Source organism: Symbiopectobacterium sp. (assembly GCF_047692315.1).
In the GTDB taxonomy this organism is placed as follows: Bacteria; Pseudomonadota; Gammaproteobacteria; order Enterobacterales; family Enterobacteriaceae; genus Symbiopectobacterium.
The window spans coordinates 117,978-137,170 of the sequence record NZ_JBLLJS010000029.1; the positions used below are offsets into that span (position 1 = coordinate 117,978).

13 protein-coding genes, 2 tRNA genes and 2 pseudogenes are annotated in these 19,193 nt (G+C 52.2%); 14 read left to right on the forward strand and 3 right to left on the reverse strand.

All coding sequences use genetic code 11. The features are described 5' to 3' along the window. Nucleotides 1-137: 137 nt before the first annotated feature. The 3 genes from secG (at nt 138) to ACMZI0_RS18730 (ending at nt 2,088) form a co-directional block, all read left to right on the forward strand. The gene (secG, locus tag ACMZI0_RS18720; protein WP_415674089.1) at nt 138-473 is read left to right on the forward strand and encodes a preprotein translocase subunit SecG; all 336 of its coding nucleotides are present in this window, start codon (nt 138-140) and stop codon (nt 471-473) included. 16 nt (nt 474-489) lie between these two features. Continuing rightward, nucleotides 490-576: transfer RNA gene (locus tag ACMZI0_RS18725), tRNA-Leu, on the forward strand. Nucleotides 577-876: 300 nt separating this feature from the next. Next, nucleotides 877-2,088 (forward strand): hypothetical protein, encoded by a 1,212-nt coding sequence (locus ACMZI0_RS18730; RefSeq protein ID WP_415674090.1) that lies wholly within the window; start codon nt 877-879, stop codon nt 2,086-2,088. On the opposite strand, the gene ACMZI0_RS18735 is transcribed toward ACMZI0_RS18730, so the two are convergent. After that, nucleotides 2,062-2,313: a hypothetical protein gene (locus ACMZI0_RS18735; protein WP_415674091.1), complete on the reverse strand. Its 252-nt coding sequence runs from the start codon at nt 2,311-2,313 to the stop codon at nt 2,062-2,064. The genes ACMZI0_RS18730 and ACMZI0_RS18735 overlap by 27 nt on opposite strands. A gap of 381 nt (nt 2,314-2,694) precedes the next feature. Between ACMZI0_RS18735 and ACMZI0_RS18740 the strand changes: the two genes are divergently transcribed. The 11 genes and pseudogenes from ACMZI0_RS18740 to cptA all read left to right on the forward strand — a co-directional run bounded on the left by ACMZI0_RS18740 (nt 2,695) and on the right by cptA (nt 17,099). Further along, a tRNA-Met gene (locus ACMZI0_RS18740) sits at nt 2,695-2,771 on the forward strand. 217 nt (nt 2,772-2,988) lie between these two features. Continuing rightward, nucleotides 2,989-3,441 (forward strand): ribosome maturation factor RimP, encoded by a 453-nt coding sequence (gene rimP / locus ACMZI0_RS18745; protein ID WP_415674092.1) that lies wholly within the window; start codon nt 2,989-2,991, stop codon nt 3,439-3,441. A gap of 21 nt (nt 3,442-3,462) precedes the next feature. Continuing rightward, nucleotides 3,463-4,974: a transcription termination factor NusA gene (gene nusA, locus ACMZI0_RS18750; protein ID WP_415674093.1), complete on the forward strand. Its 1,512-nt coding sequence runs from the start codon at nt 3,463-3,465 to the stop codon at nt 4,972-4,974. Between the two features lie 26 nt (nt 4,975-5,000). Continuing rightward, nucleotides 5,001-7,709, forward strand: coding sequence for a translation initiation factor IF-2 (infB, locus tag ACMZI0_RS18755; protein ID WP_415674094.1), 2,709 nt, complete (start codon nt 5,001-5,003; stop codon nt 7,707-7,709). A 93-nt stretch (nt 7,710-7,802) separates the two neighbouring features. Further along, nucleotides 7,803-8,204: a 30S ribosome-binding factor RbfA gene (gene rbfA / locus ACMZI0_RS18760; protein WP_415674095.1), complete on the forward strand. Its 402-nt coding sequence runs from the start codon at nt 7,803-7,805 to the stop codon at nt 8,202-8,204. Beyond that, a complete protein-coding gene (truB, locus tag ACMZI0_RS18765) occupies nt 8,204-9,148 on the forward strand; it encodes a tRNA pseudouridine(55) synthase TruB (protein ID WP_415674096.1) in 945 nt (314 codons plus the stop codon). The genes rbfA and truB overlap by 1 nt, the downstream gene beginning before the upstream one ends. 134 nt (nt 9,149-9,282) lie before the next feature. After that, the gene (gene rpsO, locus ACMZI0_RS18770) at nt 9,283-9,552 is read left to right on the forward strand and encodes a 30S ribosomal protein S15 (protein ID WP_415674097.1); all 270 of its coding nucleotides are present in this window, start codon (nt 9,283-9,285) and stop codon (nt 9,550-9,552) included. A gap of 314 nt (nt 9,553-9,866) precedes the next feature. Then, on the forward strand, nt 9,867-11,993 hold the full coding sequence (gene pnp, locus ACMZI0_RS18775) for a polyribonucleotide nucleotidyltransferase (protein ID WP_415674098.1): 2,127 nt from the start codon (nt 9,867-9,869) through the stop codon (nt 11,991-11,993). Between the two features lie 131 nt (nt 11,994-12,124). Continuing rightward, entirely contained in the window at nt 12,125-13,009 is an 885-nt protein-coding gene (nlpI, locus tag ACMZI0_RS18780) for a lipoprotein NlpI (RefSeq protein WP_415674099.1), read from the forward strand. Between the two features lie 173 nt (nt 13,010-13,182). Continuing rightward, nucleotides 13,183-15,057 carry a DEAD/DEAH family ATP-dependent RNA helicase gene (locus ACMZI0_RS18785; RefSeq protein ID WP_415674100.1) on the forward strand — a complete coding sequence of 625 codons (1,875 nt, stop codon included), beginning with the start codon at nt 13,183-13,185 and terminating at the stop codon, nt 15,055-15,057. Between the two features lie 324 nt (nt 15,058-15,381). Further along, nucleotides 15,382-17,099 (forward strand): annotated as a pseudogene (gene cptA, locus ACMZI0_RS18790) (phosphoethanolamine transferase CptA). A gap of 67 nt (nt 17,100-17,166) precedes the next feature. Here cptA and ACMZI0_RS18795 read toward each other — a convergent pair. After that, nucleotides 17,167-18,198: a luciferase-like monooxygenase gene (locus tag ACMZI0_RS18795; RefSeq protein ID WP_415674101.1), complete on the reverse strand. Its 1,032-nt coding sequence runs from the start codon at nt 18,196-18,198 to the stop codon at nt 17,167-17,169. A gap of 98 nt (nt 18,199-18,296) precedes the next feature. Further along, a pseudogene (locus ACMZI0_RS18800) lies at nt 18,297-19,171 on the reverse strand (U32 family peptidase). Nucleotides 19,172-19,193: the final 22 nt, after the last annotated feature.

Consider the following 19,193-nt stretch of genomic DNA (forward strand, 5'->3'; position numbering starts at 1 on the left):
GTCGCCCAGAGGGTTTGGTTAGTATTCAGACCCGCTCTACCAGGGACAAACGCTGTCCGTCGAGCGAGATGTGTGCGGTTTTCCGCGAGAATTTAGCATCCTCATCTGACGATGAGGAAACAGTTACGGGTACTATCATGTACGAAGCTCTTTTAGTCATTTTCCTGTTGGTTGCATTAGGCCTGGTGGGTCTGATCATGCTGCAACAAGGTAAAGGTGCTGATATGGGCGCCTCGTTCGGAGCTGGGGCATCGGCAACGTTGTTCGGTTCGAGCGGTTCCGGTAACTTTATGACACGCATGACCGCTGCTTTGGCGACGCTGTTTTTCGTCCTCAGCCTGGTCTTAGGGAACATGAGTTCACATCAGGGCAAAAGCGGTAGTGAGTGGGATAATCTGAGCCAACCTGCTCAGGTTGAACAGCCTGCTACGCCGGCAGCACCTGCTGCACCTGCGAGTGATATTCCCAAATAATTGCTAGATTTCGGATGCCGGGGTGGTGGAATTGGTAGACACGCTACCTTGAGGTGGTAGTGCCCGATTGGGCTTACGGGTTCAAGTCCCGTCCTCGGTACCAATATATAAAAAAGACGTCGATTGACATCTTTTTTTATTTCAGTGACTTTATTCACTTGCCTGGTATTGCGTCTATTTTTCTGGCCGCTGTCTCCACTCTTGATGATTCCTTCCTATACCGTCTGCCGTATGAATTTATCGGCGGTTTGTTTATGCCTAATTGCTGAAAGGCGTTCTTTTAAAATTCCATTGTGCTGGTTATGGAATAATCAGCCTCACAAACGTTACCGCTATCTTGGTTATCAACATAGTCGTTAGTCGTGAAATGATATAATGAGCAACTCAATGTAAAGGTGGGATTATGGAAGTAGCATATGGAGTGAATACAATACCACAGCATATGAAGCGGGCAGCGACTATAGGCATCAAGGACGATACGCTTAGTAATCATGCTGAGGAAACGAGGGAATTACCGAAAGGTAAACTGCAACAGCTATTGACTGGCATCAGCAATAGTTCGCGCTCCTTTTCTAACGCGGTGAAAAATACGTTTATTAGTGTGGGAGAGGTCTTCAAGAGAATTGCTACGAAATTAGGTGACGGGGCGTCCAATCCTTCTCGCGTGTACACGAAAAATACATCTGCGGGTGATGCGATAGCATTGCATAATGCGGCGTTGCTCACGCTGGTCTCTGATTCGAGAGCAAATACCGTAACGCCAAAAAGCATCTTGAGTCCGCTGCTTAACGACGGAAAATCAGGCAGTAAAGATGAACAGCTTATTTTCGATTATCTCATCAAGAACCCGACTAGCCACTTGTTTAGCAGCGACAATATCCGTTGTCAGGGGGATAGCATTTATTTCAAGAAACCTATTTCGTTAGTTCGGCAGGGAGACGCGATCTTATTTATCACTAACCCGATGGAAGGAAGGGCGATCTCAAGGGTAAAGATTGACATGCGCAATGGGTCTAACGGGGAATTCCGTGGTGAAACCGCCATGAAAGTTTTGCGAGACGAAACGCTAGCATTCAATAATCTGGAAGATCTATGCCAAAAAATGACCGTTAATCCGCAACGCAATATCAGTGCGATGATGACGAGTCATATACTTAAAGATCTCTTTAATGCAGACAAAACGCAGGCAAAATCATTGCTAGCCGGTGAGCACGCGGAGCGTTTCAAAGCGTTTGTTTCATTGGCACCTTCCGGGCATTACGTCTCGAAATACCCCATTACCGATCTGGCGCGTCCGACGCAATGGCACAGCGCTGGGGCGGGCAGTGAGAATATTTATTCTCGTGCGAATGCTATGCCAGACAAAGCGTCACACGGTGTATCCGGCAATAACCTGTCTGCAACCCGTCGTACTATCAGTCCTGGACCAAGGCATGTGCGAGAGATGGCTAAGCGTTTTGACGTGCAAAAAAGTATCACCGATGACACTACCGTCCTGCATGATGTACAAGCCCGCAAACAGGATGTATCTCCTGCGATTAAGGCTCTACAAGAGAAATTGGCGGCGAACGCTAATCAGGGCAAGCCGCTACGTGGCGGTATTCGCCAGCGGTAGCGGTGAGTCGTACGGCAAAAACTCCACATAGGTGTAAGCGACTTCCAATTCGCGTGCCGTGGCGAATAACATGGCAGCCGAAACGCGCTTTCCTTTGATGGTCGACTCAATCCGAGCCGTTTCTTGTGCCAGTTCAGGGTAGCCACCTTCAACGATGACGCCTGATGGCACGGCATACAACTGTTCTGAACCTTGCGGCGCGTGCTGGCCCGTTGTCGCAGGCAATGTTATTCGCCCACTATCCTGTTGCTGAACCGACGCGTAGGTGGGTTGTGCTAATTGGCCTGCCGTTGGCGCGGTCGATGCCGCGTTGGTGTTAAGGCTGATACCGATGCACAGGCTGAGCAGTGTCGGTGATAAAAATGCGGGTGCGGTTTCTTAAAAGGGGCATACAATTGTAATGCTGCTTTTATCGCCATTTTGGCGCTAAAAGAGGGGATTTTTGTCAGTGTTTCGTGAGCGTGCGGCGGGCTGTTTTTCGAGGGTTGACAACTGTCTTTTCTTTTCAATAAAATAGAGAAAGATTTCAGATCTTGTCCTCGCATCATCTCTGATTGATAGCTTGCATTTTCACGGTTGGCGGCGTACTATTGCCACGTTTTCGGACGCGGGGTGGAGCAGCCTGGTAGCTCATCGGGCTCATAACCCGAAGGTCGTCGGTTCAAATCCGGCCCCCGCAACCAAATCACTTTTTTCGCTTAAGTTTTTTTCAAATGAACTGTGAGTGGCGGTATGATACCTACACCAGCTTTTTGAAAAAATCCTTGCGAGAAGTTATGCCGCAGCCTGTAGCGGTATATAGGGTCCAGTTGCATAAAACCTCGATATTTCGGGGTTTTTTGTTATTTGACAACAGCATGACTGGGCTTTTAGCCCTTTTTTTATGTCTTGGGGGTGGGCTTGTCCACATTAGAACAGAAATTGACAGTGATGATCTCGGCACCGGTTGAAGCGTTAGGCTATGAACTGGTTGGCATTGAGTTTATCCGTGGTCGCCAATCGACGCTGCGTATCTATATTGATAGTGAAGACGGCATCACAGTTGATGATTGTGCTGATGTCAGCCACCAGGTGAGTGCGGTGCTGGATGTTGAAGATCCCATTACGGTTGCCTATAACCTGGAAGTGTCATCACCTGGTCTGGATCGTCCTTTATTCACTGCGGGACACTATGTGCGTTTCCTCGGCGAAGAAGTGACTCTGGTGTTGCGCATGGCGGTACAAAACCGTCGTAAATGGGCGGGAATTATCAAATCCGTTGAAGGTGAGATGATTACCGTAACAGTGGAAGGCAAAGATGAAGTGTTCGCGCTGAGCAACATCCAGAAGGCGAACCTGGTACCCCACTTTTAAAGTTTGGATGAGGCAACTAGGATGAACAAAGAGATTCTGGCTGTTGTTGAAGCGGTTTCCAACGAAAAGGCCGTTCCGCGCGAAAAAATTTTTGAAGCACTGGAAACTGCGCTGGCAACAGCAACAAAGAAAAAATACGAGCAGGAAATTGACGTTCGTGTTTGCATCGATCGCAAAACCGGCGATTTCGATACGTTTCGCCGTTGGGTTGCGGTTAACGAAGTGACGCAGCCAACGCGTGAAATCACGTTGGAAGCGGCTCAGTTCGAAGATCCGTCTATCGAGCTTGGCGGCTATATCGAAGATCAGATCGAATCCGTCACGTTTGACCGTATCACCACGCAAACCGCTAAGCAGGTTATCGTGCAGAAAGTGCGCGAAGCTGAGCGCGCCATGGTGGTCGATCAGTTCCGTGAGCAGGAAGGGGATATTGTTACTGGCGTGGTCAAGAAAGTGAACCGCGACAATATTTCTTTGGATCTGGGCAACAACGCGGAAGCGGTGATCAGCCGTGAAGATATGCTGCCGCGTGAAAACTTCCGCCCGGGCGACCGCATTCGCGGTGTGCTGTATTCGGTAAGACCGGAAGCTCGCGGTGCACAGCTGTTTGTCAGCCGTTCGCGCCCTGAGATGCTGGTCGAACTGTTCCGTATCGAAGTACCGGAGATTGGCGAAGAAGTTATCGAGATTAAAGCCGCGGCCCGCGATCCGGGTTCTCGTGCCAAAATCGCTGTGAAAACCAACGACAAGCGTATCGATCCAGTCGGTGCGTGTGTCGGCATGCGCGGTGCGCGCGTCCAGGCGGTTTCCAGCGAACTGGGCGGTGAGCGTATTGATATTATCCTGTGGGATGATAATCCGGCGCAGTTCGTCATCAATGCCATGGCACCGGCAGACGTCGTTTCCATCGTGGTCGATGAAGATACCTGCACCATGGATATCGCCGTAGAATCCAGTAATCTGGCGCAGGCGATTGGCCGTAACGGTCAGAACGTGCGTCTGGCTTCTAAGCTGCTGAAACAACACCGTTCGGATGAGCGCTGGGAACTGAACGTGATGACCGTGGAAGACTTGCAAGCCAAACATCAGGCTGAAGCGCACGCGGCAATCGACGTGTTTACCAAGCACCTGGACATCGACGAAGAGTTCGCCACCGTGCTGGTTGAAGAAGGTTTCTCCTCACTTGAAGAGCTGGCCTATGTGCCCATCAAGGAACTCCAGGAGATCGATGGTCTGGATGAGGAAACCATCGAAGCACTGCGTGAACGTGCCAAAGCGGCATTGACCACCTTGGCGTTAGCGCAGGAAGAGAGCCGTGGCAGTGGCCAACCGGCAGAAGATTTGCTCAGTTTAACGGGTTTGCCGCGCGAGTTGGCATTCACTCTCGCCGCGCGTGGAGTATGTACGCTGGAAGATCTTGCTGAGCAGGGCGTTGACGACCTGACAGATATCGAAGGGCTGAACGATGAGAAGGCCGGTGAATTGATCATGGCCGCCCGTAATATCTGCTGGTTCGGCGACGAAAACGAATAACGACACTGTAGCAGGAAAGGAACAGCATGACAGAAGTGACCGTAAAATCGCTGGCCGTAAAGATTCAGACTCCGGTAGACCGCCTGATACAGCAATTTGCTGATGCGGGAATAACCAAGTCTGCATCGGATAACGTGTCCCAGCAGGAAAAAGAGACGCTGCTGGCGCATTTGAACCGCGAACGTGGTTCTGCGGCCGGTAAGCTGACTCTGCAACGTAAAACGCGTAGCACCTTGAATATTCCGAGCACTGGCGGAAAAAGTAAATCAGTGCAGATTGAAGTCCGCAAAAAACGCACGTATGTTCAGCGCGATCCGTTGAGCAGTCAGCAGGCTGAAGAAGAGCGTGCACGGCAGGAAGCGGAAGAACTGGCTCAACGTGAAGCTGAAGAGCAGGCCCAACGCGAAGCTGAAGCAAAAGCTCAGCGTGAAGCGGCTGAAAAAGCGAAACGTGAAGCTGAAGAGCAAGCCAAGCGAGAGGCCGCTGAAAAAGCCAGGCGTGATGCAGCGGAAAAAGAAAAAGTGAGCAACCAACAAAATACCAGTATGACGAAATCTGTTCCGGCGACAGAGAAGGCCCGCCGCGAGGCAGAGGCTGCTGAACTGAAGCGTAAAGCTGAAGATGCCGCTCGCCGCAAGGTCGAAGAAGATGCCCGCCGTGTTGCGGAAGAAGCGCGTCGTATGGTGGAAGAAAACGCTGCCAAATGGGCGAACGAGCAGGGTGACGATGAAGATAGCACCGACTATCACGTAACGACGTCTCACCATGCTCGCGTTGCAGAAGACGAAAACGATCGTGAAGTCGAGAGTAATCCTCGCGACCGCACGCGCAGCGCCAAAGTCACCAAGCAGAAGAAAGGCAACCGCCTGTCTGAAAGCAAGGCTGACCGTGAAGAAGCGCGTGCCGCGACCCGTGGCGGTAAAGGCAAGCGTAAAACCAGCACGTTGCAGCAAGGTTTTAATAAACCGGTTCAGGCTGTTAACCGTGACGTGATGATCGGCGAAACCATTACCGTTGCTGAGCTTGCCAACAAAATGGCAGTAAAAGGCTCTCAGGTCATCAAAGCCATGATGAAGCTGGGTGCTATGGCAACCATCAACCAGGTTATCGATCAGGAAACCGCGCAGTTAGTGGCGGAAGGAATGGGTCACAAGGTTATCCTGCGTCGTGAAAACGAGCTGGAAGAAGCGGTAATGAGTGACCGTGATATGGGGGTTGCCGCAGAAGCGCGCGCACCGGTTGTGACCATCATGGGTCACGTTGATCACGGTAAAACCTCTCTGCTGGACTACATTCGCTCCACAAAAGTGGCGGCGGGCGAGGCCGGTGGGATTACCCAGCATATCGGTGCTTACCACGTCGAAACCGACAATGGCATGATCACTTTCCTGGATACCCCGGGTCACGCCGCGTTTACCGCAATGCGTGCACGTGGTGCTCAGGCAACGGATATCGTGGTATTGGTTGTTGCTGCTGATGACGGCGTGATGCCACAGACCATTGAAGCTATTCAGCACGCCAAAGCGGCCAAGGTGCCGGTGGTTGTTGCGGTCAACAAGATTGACAAGCCAGAAGCCGATCCGGACCGCGTTAAAAACGAACTGACGCAATACGGCATTATCCCGGAAGAGTGGGGCGGTGATTGCCAGTTTGTCCCTGTGTCAGCCAAAGCCGGTACCGGTATTGATGATTTGCTCAACGCCATTCTGCTGCAAGCAGAAGTGCTGGAGTTGACGGCAGTTCGCAAAGGTATGGCAAGCGGCGTGGTGATCGAATCCTTCCTGGATAAAGGTCGTGGCCCTGTAGCAACGGTACTGGTACGCGAAGGTACGCTGAACAAAGGCGATATCGTGCTGTGCGGTTTCGAGTATGGCCGCGTGCGTGCCATGCGTGATGAACTGGGCCGAGAAATTACCGAAGCGGGTCCGTCCATTCCGGTAGAAATCCTCGGTATGTCCGGCGTTCCGGCTGCGGGTGATGAAGCGACCGTGGTCCGTGATGAGAAGAAAGCCCGTGAAGTGGCGCTCTATCGTCAAGGTAAATTCCGCGAAGTGAAACTGGCACGCCAGCAGAAATCCAAGCTGGAAAACATGTTCGCCAACATGACCGAAGGCGAAGTGTCTGAACTGAACATCGTGATGAAAGCAGACGTTCAGGGTTCTGTGGAAGCGATTGCCGATTCGTTGCAGAAACTGTCCACCGACGAAGTGAAAGTGAAGATTGTTGGTTCTGGCGTGGGGGGTATCACCGAAACCGACGCTACGCTGGCAGCCGCATCCAACGCTATCATCCTGGGCTTCAACGTCCGTGCCGATGCTTCTGCGCGTCGCATTGTGGAAGCGGAAAGTCTGGATCTGCGTTACTACTCGGTCATCTATGATCTGATCGATGAAGTGAAGCAGGCGATGAGCGGTATGCTGGCACCGGAATACAAGCAAGAGATCATCGGTCTGGCCGAAGTTCGCGACGTGTTCAAATCACCGAAGTTTGGCGCAATCGCGGGCTGTATGGTGACGGAAGGTATCGTGAAACGTCACAACCCGATTCGCGTGCTGCGTGACAACGTGGTTATCTACGAAGGCGAGCTGGAATCTCTGCGCCGCTTCAAAGATGACGTTAACGAAGTGCGTAACGGCATGGAGTGTGGCATCGGCGTGAAGCACTACAACGACGTGCGCGTTGGCGATAACATTGAAGTGTTCGAAGTTATCGAGATCAAACGTACTATCGCCTAACCTTTCAGAGCATGGCGAGAGGTGCAATGTTTGCACGTCACATTGATTTATAGGGGGCCTAGTGCCCCCTGATTTTTCCTTGAGGACTCGATTATGGCTAGAGAATTCAGTCGCACTCAGCGCGTGGCGCAAGAGATGCAGAAAGAGATCGCCATTATTCTTCAGCGTGAAGTGAAGGATCCCCGTGTAGGCATGGCGACGGTTTCCGGCGTCGAAGTGTCACGCGATTTGGCGTATGCCAAAGTGTTTGTTACGTTCCTGAACGATAATGAACCCGAGCAGGTAAAAAATGGCGTCAAGGCTTTGCAGGATGCCTCGGGTTTTATTCGTGTGTTGCTCGGTAAGGCAATGCGTTTACGCGTGGTGCCGGAATTGACTTTTGCCTACGATAATTCGTTGGTGGAAGGGATGCGTATGTCCAATCTGGTGACGAACGTTTTACGCAATGATGCCGAGATGCGTTCTGCCAACGGTGACTACGATCGGGAGGATTGATGGGTCGTCCTCGTCGTCGCGGCCGTGATGTTCACGGTGTGCTGTTGTTGGATAAGCCGCAAGGTCCGTCATCCAATGACGTGCTGCAAAAAGTAAAGCGCATTTTTAATGCCAACAAGGCTGGGCACACGGGGGCTCTGGATCCGCTTGCCACTGGAATGCTGCCGATTTGTCTGGGAGAGGCCACCAAGTTCTCTCAGTATCTGCTGGATTCGGATAAACGTTACCGCGTGATTGCTCGTCTGGGACAGCGCACAGACACTTCCGATGCTGATGGCAACGTGGTGGAAACCCGCACGGTGAATTTTACCGAGCAGGCGTTGGCTGAGGCGCTGGAAGGTTTTCGTGGCACCACGCAGCAAGTACCATCGATGTATTCCGCGCTGAAACATCAGGGGCGACCGCTGTATGAGTATGCACGTCAGGGGATCACCGTCCCGCGTGAAGCGCGCGACATTACCGTGTATGAGCTGTTGTTTATTCGTCACGAAGCGGATGAATTGGAACTGGAAATTTACTGCTCCAAAGGTACCTATATCCGTACCATCATTGACGATCTCGGTGAAAAGCTCGGCTGTGGCGCGCATGTGATTTACCTGCGCCGCGTGCAGGTTGCCACCTACCCAACAGAACGCATGGTGACGTTGGAGCATCTGCAAGCCCTGTTGGCGCAGGCGCAAGCGGAAGAGCAACCCCTTGAGGATGTGCTGAATCCGTTACTGATGCCAATGGACAGCCCGGTCAGTGATTATCCTGAGGTGAACTTGCCGCTCGCGGTGGCGGGTTACCTTAAGCTCGGGCAGGCCGTTGCGGCAGCAAATGCACCCGACCAAGGGATGGTTCGCATCACTGAAGGGGATGCGCGTACCTTTATCGGCATGGGGATTATCGATGATGCGGGACGCGTGGCTCCCAAGCGTCTGGTGGTCGAATTCTCGGAATAAGGCTTACCGTGTCTGCCTTGCGATCGGCCATGGCTGAGAGTAGAATAGCGCGGCCTATTTTTAATAGGTTACATAGGTTGCTGAATTAGAGATCGGCACCTGTTTTTTTATCTATACTGTTTTGGAGTATTACAATGTCTCTAAGCGTTGAAGCTAAAGCAAAAATCGTCGCAGAATTCGGTCGTGGCACTAACGACAGTGGTTCTACCGAAGTGCAGGTTGCTCTGTTGACTGCGCAGATTAACCATCTGCAAGGCCACTTTGCTGAGCACAAAAAAGATCACCACAGCCGTCGTGGTTTGCTGCGCATGGTTTCTCAGCGCCGTAAGCTGCTGGACTACCTGAAGAGTAAAGATGTAGCGCGTTATGCTACCCTGATCGAGCGTCTGGGTCTGCGTCGCTAATCTGGCGAGTTTCAGTGGAAAGGGGCCTCATCGGGCCCCTTTCTTCTAGGAAGTGCTTGCAAAACAGAGTAATGTATTACCGACTTTGTCATTGCCGTTCGCTACAGAGGTTCGCGCGGCTAATGAGAGGCTTTACGTCCCTTTTTGGACCTGTTCCAGCATGGCGTGAAGGTTGTCATTAGTCGCGAGGATGTAGTGAAATAGTTTGTAATCAACGGGGAGATGCTGTGCCGAACACATGTTGTGATGAACAGCGGAAACGGCTGGTATCTGGTAAACCCGAGAATGATAAACCCTGAGTAAAGGATATTATTTTGCTAAATCCTATCGTAAGTAAGTTTCAATACGGTCAGAATACCGTCACGCTCGAAACGGGCATGATGGCACGTCAGGCCACTGCTGCCGTGATGGTGAGCATGGATGACACCGCAGTTTTCGTTACCGTTGTCGGGGCGAAAAATGCCAAACCCGGTCAGGATTTCTTCCCGCTGACCGTTAACTACCAAGAACGTACTTACGCTGCGGGCCGCTTCCCGGGTGGGTTCTTCCGCCGTGAAGGCCGTCCGAGCGAAGGCGAAACCCTGATTTCCCGTCTGATCGACCGTCCGATCCGTCCGCTGTTTGCCGATGGTTTTGTCAATGAAGTGCAGGTTATCGCAACGGTTGTTTCTGTAAACCCGCAGATCAACCCGGATATCGTGGCGATGATCGGTGCTTCTGCTGCGCTGAGCCTGTCTGGTCTGTCGTTTAATGGACCGATTGGTGCTGCACGCGTTGGCTACATTAACGACCAGTTTGTGCTGAACCCGACTACGGATGAGCTGAAACAGAGCCGTCTGGATCTGGTTGTTGCCGGTACGCAAGGTGCCGTGTTGATGGTGGAATCCGAAGCGGATCTGCTGAGCGAAGATCAGATGTTGGGCGCTGTAGTATTTGGCCACGATCAGCAACAGGTTGTTATCGACAACATCAATGAACTGGTGGAAGAAGCGGGTAAACCGCGTTGGGATTGGCAGGCGCCGGCGGTTAACGTTGAACTGCTGGAGCGTGTGAAAGCGCTGTCTGAAGCGCGTCTGGGTGATGCTTATCGCATTACTGAGAAACAAGAGCGCTACGCACAGATCGACGTCATCAAAGCTGACGTTGAAGCTCAATTGCTGGCCGCTGATGAAACGCTGGATGCCGGTGAAATTCAGGACATCCTGGGTAGCATCGAGAAAAACGTTGTGCGCAGCCGCGTACTGCGTGGTGAACCGCGTATCGATGGTCGTGAAAAAGACATGATCCGTGCGCTGGATGTGCGTACTGGTGTGCTGCCGAGAACCCACGGTTCTGCGTTGTTCACCCGTGGTGAAACTCAGGCGCTGGTGACGGCAACGCTGGGTACTGAGCGTGATGCACAGAATATCGATGGATTGACCGGTGAAACCACCGATCGTTTCCTGCTGCACTACAACTTCCCTCCGTACTCTGTGGGTGAAACCGGTATGGTCGGCTCGCCGAAACGTCGTGAAATTGGTCACGGTCGTCTGGCGAAACGTGGTGTGCTGGCAGTGATGCCTACCGCAGCTCAGTTCCCGTACACCGTGCGTGTGGTGTCTGAAATCACTGAGTCCAACGGTTCTTCTTCCATGGCTTCCGTCTGTGGTGCCTCTCTGGCGCTGATGGACGCGGGTGTGCCGATCAAAGCCGCCGTTGCGGGTATCGCGATGGGTCTGGTGAAAGAAGGCGATAACTTTGTGGTGCTGTCCGATATTCTGGGTGATGAAGATCACCTGGGCGACATGGACTTCAAAGTGGCAGGTAGCCGTGAAGGCGTTACCGCGCTGCAAATGGATATCAAGATCGAAGGCATCACCCGTGAAATCATGCAGGTCGCGTTGAATCAAGCCAAAGGCGCTCGTCTGCATATTCTGGGCGTGATGGAACAGGCGATCGGCGCGCCGCGTGGCGACATTTCTCAGTTCGCACCACGTATCCACACCATCAAGATCAACGTTGACAAGATTAAAGACGTGATCGGTAAAGGTGGTTCTGTGATTCGTGCGTTGACCGAAGAAACGGGCACCACGATTGAGATCGAAGATGACGGTACGGTGAAAATTGCCGCAACTGACGGCGAGAAAGCGCGTCATGCCATTCGCCGCATTGAAGAGATCACCGCTGAGATAGAAGTCGGTCGTGTATACCAAGGTAAGGTAACGCGTATTGTTGATTTCGGCGCGTTCGTTGCTATTGGCGGCGGCAAAGAAGGTTTGGTACACATTTCTCAAATCGCTGACAAGCGCGTTGAGAAAGTCACTGACTACCTGCAAATGGGTCAGGAAGTTCCGGTTAAAGTGCTGGAAGTTGATCGTCAAGGCCGTGTACGTTTGAGTATCAAGGAAGCAACAGCTCAATCTCAGGATGCCGCAGCTGCAGCCTCTTCTGAGGAAGAATAACAGCCGTTTCGCTGTTGTTTTGCAACTCCCCGCCCAGGCGGGGAGTTGGGCATTTTGTAAGGCGCGGATAGCCTTACGTTGAGCGTGCGGGGACAGGATGTTCATCCAATGTTTGTCTTCGGGAGTGGGAAATGAAGCTTTTCTTGCGCTGGTGTTATGTTGCGACAGCACTTATGCTGGCAGGATGCAGCAACACGGATTGGCGTAAAAACGCGGTATTGGCAATTCCAGTGCAGCCTGCTTTACAGCAGGAAGTCATTTTGGAGCGCATGGAACAAATTCTTGCCAGTCGGGCGTTAACCGATGACGAACGCGCACAGCTGTTATATGAGCGCGGAGTGCTGTATGATAGCCTCGGACTGAGAGCGTTAGCGCGTAATGATTTTTCACAAGCGCTATCAATCCGTCCGGATATGCCGGAAGTGTTTAACTATCTCGGCATTTACTTAACGCAGGCAGGCAATTTTGATGCTGCCTATGAAGCGTTTGATTCTGTACTAGAGCTTGATCCAACTTACAATTATGCGCGTTTGAACCGGGGCATCGCCTTGTATTATGGCGGTCTTTACCTGTTAGTGCAGGATGATCTGCTGGCGTTTTATCGAGACGATCCGAACGATCCTTTCCGTACGTTATGGCTGTATTTGGCAGAGCGGGAGATAGATCCCAACAATGCCAAGGCCGCGCTGAAGAAGCATTACGACAGTGCAGAAAGAGGTCCGTGGGGATGGAATATTGTCGAATTCTACCTGGGCAACATCAGTGAAGCTGTGCTGATGGAGCGCCTGAAGGCAGAAGCAACGGATAACACTTCGCTCGCTGAGTATCTCAGTGAAACTGACTTCTATTTAGGTAAGCACTACCTAAGTCTGGGGGACAAGAACAGCGCCATGGCGTTGTTCAAGCTGACGGTTGCCAACAACGTACATAACTTTGTTGAGCACCGCTATGCATTGTTGGAATTGACGTTGTTAGGCCAAGAGCAAGACGACCTATCAGGAGCGGACCAGCAATAGCTGACGAACGTAATCAGCCGGAACCACTGTTTCTATCGCCTTAACGGGCGAGGGCTTTTTTGTTCGTTTTTTAATCTAATTTGAGCCAGTTCACACTTTTCAATGAAAATGACTGAGTATTTTCTCGACAAGTTACGTAGACTGGCCGCCATTTCACTATGAGGCACGTTTACATGGCAGAGTTTGAAACCTCTTTTGCTGATCTGGGGCTGTCTGCTCCTATTCTGAATGCACTGTCGGATCTGGGATATGAGAAACCCTCTCCCATCCAGGCAGAATGTATTCCTCATTTGCTTAATGGTCGCGACGTGCTGGGTATGGCCCAGACCGGTAGCGGCAAGACAGCCGCGTTTTCATTGCCGCTGCTGCACAATATCAAACCTGAACTGAAAGCACCGCAAATGCTGGTGCTGGCGCCGACCCGTGAGTTGGCGGTGCAGGTGGCTGAAGCCTGTAATGATTTCTCTAAACACATGCACGGTGTGAATGTGTTAGCGCTCTATGGCGGCCAGCGCTATGACGTTCAATTGCGTGCGTTGCGCCAGGGTGCGCAGATTGTGGTCGGTACGCCGGGACGTCTGCTGGATCACCTGAAACGCGGTACGCTGGATCTCTCCAACCTGAGCGGTCTGGTGCTGGATGAAGCGGACGAAATGTTGCGTATGGGCTTCATTGAAGATGTTGAAAACATCATGGCCCAGATCCCGGCCGAGCACCAGACAGCGCTGTTCTCTGCGACCATGCCGGAAGCGGTTCGCCGTATTACGCGCCGCTTCATGAAAGATCCGCAGGAAGTGCGTATTCAGTCAAGCGTGACGACGCGCCCGGATATCAGCCAGAGCTACTGGACTGTGCACGACATGCGTAAAAACGAAGCGCTGGTGCGTTTCCTGGAAGCGGAAGATTTCGACGCAGCCATCATTTTCGTGCGAACCAAGAACGCCACGCTGGAAGTGGCCGAAGCCCTGGAGCGCAGCGGGTATAACAGCGCGGCGCTGAACGGTGACATGAATCAGGCGCTGCGTGAGCAGACGCTGGAGCGCCTGAAAGACGGTCGTCTGGATATTTTGATTGCGACCGACGTTGCGGCGCGTGGCCTGGATGTGGAACGTATCAGCCTGGTGGTGAACTACGATATTCCGATGGATGCCGAATCCTACGTGCACCGTATTGGTCGTACTGGTCGCGCGGGCCGTGCAGGTCGTGCATTGCTGTTTGTGGAAAACCGTGAACGCCGTCTGCTGCGCAACGTTGAACGCACCATGAAGCTGACGATTCCTGAAGTGGAATTGCCGAACGCTGAACTGTTGGGTCAACGCCGCCTGGCGAAGTTCGCAGCCAAAGTGCAGCAACAGCTGGAAAGTAGCGATCTGGATATGTACCATGCGCTGCTGGCTAAACTGCAACCGGCTGAAGAGCTGGATATGGAAACGCTGGCTGCGGCATTGTTGAAAATGGCTCAAGGTGAGCGTCCGCTGATTCTGCCGCCGGATCCGGTGATTGAGCGTCGTCCGCGTCGTGAATTCCGCGATCGTGGCGACCGTCGTCATGGTAATGATGGTGACCGTCCTCAGCGCCGTGAACGCCGCGATGTGGGTGAAATGCAGTTGTATCGCATCGAAGTGGGTCGCGATGACGGTGTTGAAGTTCGCCATATTGTGGGCGCGATTGCCAACGAAGGGGATATCAGCAGTCGCTATATCGGTAATATCAAGCTGTTCGCATCGCATTCCACCATCGAATTGCCGAAGGGCATGCCGGGCGATTTGCTCACGCACTTTATCCGCACGCGTATTCTGAACAAGCCGATGAACATGCAGTTGTTGGGTGATGCTCAGCCGTTCGAACGTCGTGAGCGCAGTGACAGCCGTGGCGGACGCCCATTCTCTGGCGGTGAACGCCGTGAAGGTGGACGCCGTTCTTTCGGTGGTCAGGGTGATGCGCGCCGTGAAGGTCAGGGTGAACGTCGCGAACGCAATTTCAACCGTGATGGTCAACGCAGTGAAGGCCAGCGCGCTCCGCGTCGCCGCCCGGCTGATGTTGGTTAATAAAAATCACATCGGGTAATCGGCGTATTGGCTTACCTTTTGGGGCGAAGTTAAACACTTCGCTTCAAATGGTAAAATAGTGCATTGCACAACTTTTACCCTTGGTTTTTTTTGGTATAAGAAGCAGCCCTCCAATAATGGTGGGCCGCTTTTTTTGTGACTCACCAGCTGATCTTAATTTTATATTAAGGTGTTAAACGGATAGTAATGCTCTCTGGCGTTGTTTATTGCTGCGTTGGAAGAGATGCAATCAAAAAATAGACCCAATTAAAGTAGTGCTATTTGGCGCTGCATAAAAAATAACAACGTTGTGTGGAATTAAACATGTCTGAACTCTTTTTTAAAGAACGTTTTAGTTGGCGTTCGCTCGGATGGATTTTGCTCTATTTTTGGTTTTTTTCTTGCGCACTCCAGCTTGTCATTGTTCTGACCGGACATAGCGGCACTACAGGATTACTTGATTCATTACTCTACAGTTTGCTATGGTTAATCCCCGTTTTCCTTTTCCCCGCTCGAACCAAAGTCATCAGCAGCATATTGGGTATCCTGTTATGGGCTACTTCTTTGATCGCACTTGGTTATTACTCTAATTTATAAACAAGAGTTCTCACAAAGCGTAATGTTTGTGATGTTCGAGTCTAATAGCAAAGAAGCCGGTGAATATGTAAGCCAATATTTCAGTCTGAAAGTTTTGGCTATATTGCTTTTTTATACGGTGATTGTCGGATTTCTGTGGCGTAAAGTACGCCAGGTTTATTTACCGTTTAAATATAAAGTGACGGTCTGTTCCTTAATTGTTGTGGTGCTGTTTGGCGTCCCTCTTTATAAAAAAATGCACAACGAGGGTGAAACACTGGCTGAGGCCAGCGGTTATCTGGCAAGCCGTATGTCCACCACCGCGCCGTGGCAGTATATTGCGGGTTATGTTGAGTACCGCCAGCAACTGGAAAGTATGACGGAAATGCTCAAGCAGAATGCCGCGTTGCCACCTTTGGCAAACCTGAAAGATGCTAAGAGATACGCCGCGTACGCTGGTGTTAGTGATCGGTGAATCAACCACCAGCAGCCGCATGAGCCTGTACGGCTATGGCCGTCAGACCACCCCACGTCTGGATGCGCTGCGTAAAAGCGATCCCAATCTGGTGGTGTTCAACGATGTGGTGACTTCACGTCCCTACACCATTGAAATCTTGCAGCAGGCACTGACGTTCGCCGATGAGCAGCAACCGGATCTTTATCTGAGTAAGCCCTCGCTGATGAACATGATGAAACAGGCCGGATACAAAACGTTCTGGATCACCAATCAGCAGACGATGACCAAACGTAATACGCTCCTGACGGTGTTTTCTCAGCAGACGGACGAATAGTTCTATATGAACAATCAGCGCACACAAAGTGCGCGGCAATACGATGACGTCGTGTTCGCTCCGTTTGAAAAAGTGCTGGCCGACCCCGCTGAGAAGAAATTCATTGTGGTGCACCTGTTAGGCACGCACATGAAATACAAATTTCGTTATCCGGAAGAGGCAACTAAGTTTGTTGGCCGAGAAGGGGTTCCCGATGGCGTGAACGACAGCGATGTCGAAGTCTATAACGACTACGATAATGCTGAGCTGTACAATGATTATGTTGTCGAAACGCTGATCCGATCTTTTGAAAAAACGCAGCCTAATGGCTTCCTGCTCTACTTCTCGGATCACGGTGAAGATGTTTACGAGACGCCGCCGCACAACGTGCTGGGGAGAGATGAAGCTGCACCGACGCGCACCATGTACACCGTGCCGTTTATTCTTTGGATCTCACCGCAGTGGCAGAAAGATCACCCGATCGACTATGCCCCTTATGTCGACCGGAAATACAGTAACGCGCATCTGCTGCACACTTGGTCAACTCTGGCGGGGCTCAGCTACGATCTTCAGGAGCCTGAAAAAAGCCTGGTCAGCCCTGCATTCCGTGAATCAGAGCGCTGGATAGGCAATCCCTACAGTAAGAAAGGGCTGCGCACCTTTGACAGCTTGCCTTACACCGCAGGCGGCAAATAATTCTCAGGCTGCAACCGTGGTGGAGAGGGTGAGCCCTCTCCACCGTATCGCGTTGGGTAGGATTGCGTTAGCCAATCACATCCTGACGTATCTGCATGACCCGCTCGAAGGAGTCTTTGCGGGCTTGATGATCAAAAATCTGTCCGTTGATCATCACCTCGTCTGCTTTTGTCTCCCGCAGCAAGCTGCGCAAACCATGCTGCACTTTACTCTTGTCCCCCACGATTGCCAGACGTAGCGCTTGATCCACACCAAACTGTTCGGCAGGAGACCAGAGTGACTCCATATCTTGCACCGGCGCGGGCAGCGGGCCGGGTTGCCCGCGGCGCAAATTAAGAAACTGCTGCTGTATCGAGGTGAACAAGAAGCGCGCATCGCGTTCGCTTTCAGCCGCAATCACATTCACGCACACCATGGCATAAGGCTTGCTCAGAGTGGCAGAAGGTTTAAATTTTTCCCGGTACAGCGCCATCGCCTGAAGCAGCATATCGGGAGCGAAATGCGCCGCGAAGGCAAACGGCAAACCCAATGCTGCCGCTAATTGAGCGCTGTAGAGACTGGAGCCCAAGAGCCAGAGAGGCACCAGTAAGCCTTGGCCCGGCACGGCGCGTACCGTTTGGTCTGGCTGAACATCGGCAAAATAGCGTTGTAATTCCTGTGCATCACGGGGGAAATCGTCAATTTCCGCATTCTGGTGGCGACGCAAAGCCATCATGGTGCGTTGATCGGTGCCGGGCGCACGTCCCAGACCTAAATCGATACGCCCGGGGTAGAGCGACTCCAGCGTGCCGAATTGTTCGGCGATCACTAACGGAGAGTGGTTCGGCAGCATAACACCGCCGGATCCTAGCCGGATGCGCTCCGTTCCGGCAGCAAGATAGCCGATCAGCACCGAGGTTGCGGCGCTGGCGATACCGGTCATGTTGTGATGCTCAGCTAGCCAATAACGGTGGTAGCCCCATTTTTCCGCGTGCTGCGCCAGATCGAGCGAGTGATGAAACGCGTCTCTGGGCGTTGCCCCTTGCGGGATCGGCGCTAAATCCAGAATGGAAAACGGGACATCGTGAGAAAACAGTGCGGTTTGGTTATAGGTTGACATTGTGGCAGGCTCACTGTGTTTTTTTCACAGTATTGCGCACGTTCGCACATTTTTATATTCAAAAGGAGCGAGTCGGGCGCATCGACGCCCGACTCGCATCAGGACAGCAATTCCAGACCGGCAACGCGTCGCCAGTAGCCGTTACAATCGGCATTCTGCGTCAGGGTCAGTGGTGCATGCCCCTGTTCGTTCGCACGGAAGCTATCAACCATGGTCAGCGTATCCAGCGATTGCGGCGACAAACGGACGATATCCACCAAGCCTCGCATGGACGCCAGTTCATTACCGAGGTTATAACAGTAGCCGCTTTGCGTCTGGATACCATTGAGCACAAACACCTGCTGGTTTTCCTGCGACAACATGGCGCGCCCCTGCGGGTACTTGATGCAGCAGGTTTCACACTCATCCTTGGCGAGGTTTTCTGAACGGGCGGTAAAGCAGCGCGCCGAGTAGGCCAGAGGTGGGTGCCCGTAGCCCAACACTTCCACTTCGAACTGATGGCGGAAACCGAGTTCATCACATTGGTTGAGCAGATCGCTTAGCCAGTCGCGGGAAAGCTCTACCGGCATGCACCAGCGCATCATTCCTTGCTTATGCAACAGGCGCAGCGTATGGGCGTTATAGCAGTTGAGCGCGTGGCCAGCGACAAACGGTAAATGCCGATCCACGGCCATGTTTACCGCGCCGAGATCGTTGGCCTCCAGCAGGAACTCACCATTCTCCACATAGCGTTTCAGCTCACTGAGCTCTGAGGGGGCCTGAATCAACGCCAGCGTAGACAACACAATTTGCTTGCCGCTGGCGGCAAGCTGTTTCGCCAGATCAAGCCAGTCGCCCACTTTGATGGCGCGTCGCTTGCTGCACACTGTCTCACCCAGATAGATAATATCTGCGCTGCTCTGGCTGGCTGATAAAAGGCTTCCACATCCGTTTTTTGCCAATAATAGAGGATGGCACCTAACGCATATTTCATACTGTTCTCTTCTCTCACCTGC

Coding starts and splice junctions, on each gene's coding strand:
- secG (WP_415674089.1), top strand. CDS start 138: ATGTACGAAGCTCTTTTAGTCATTTTCCTGTTGGTTGCATTAGGCCTG.
- ACMZI0_RS18730 (WP_415674090.1), top strand. CDS start 877: ATGGAAGTAGCATATGGAGTGAATACAATACCACAGCATATGAAGCGG.
- nusA (WP_415674093.1), top strand. CDS start 3,463: ATGAACAAAGAGATTCTGGCTGTTGTTGAAGCGGTTTCCAACGAAAAG.
- infB (WP_415674094.1), top strand. CDS start 5,001: ATGACAGAAGTGACCGTAAAATCGCTGGCCGTAAAGATTCAGACTCCG.
- rbfA (WP_415674095.1), top strand. CDS start 7,803: ATGGCTAGAGAATTCAGTCGCACTCAGCGCGTGGCGCAAGAGATGCAG.
- truB (WP_415674096.1), top strand. CDS start 8,204: ATGGGTCGTCCTCGTCGTCGCGGCCGTGATGTTCACGGTGTGCTGTTG.
- rpsO (WP_415674097.1), top strand. CDS start 9,283: ATGTCTCTAAGCGTTGAAGCTAAAGCAAAAATCGTCGCAGAATTCGGT.
- nlpI (WP_415674099.1), top strand. CDS start 12,125: ATGAAGCTTTTCTTGCGCTGGTGTTATGTTGCGACAGCACTTATGCTG.
- ACMZI0_RS18785 (WP_415674100.1), top strand. CDS start 13,183: ATGGCAGAGTTTGAAACCTCTTTTGCTGATCTGGGGCTGTCTGCTCCT.
- ACMZI0_RS18795 (WP_415674101.1), bottom strand. CDS start 18,198: ATGTCAACCTATAACCAAACCGCACTGTTTTCTCACGATGTCCCGTTT.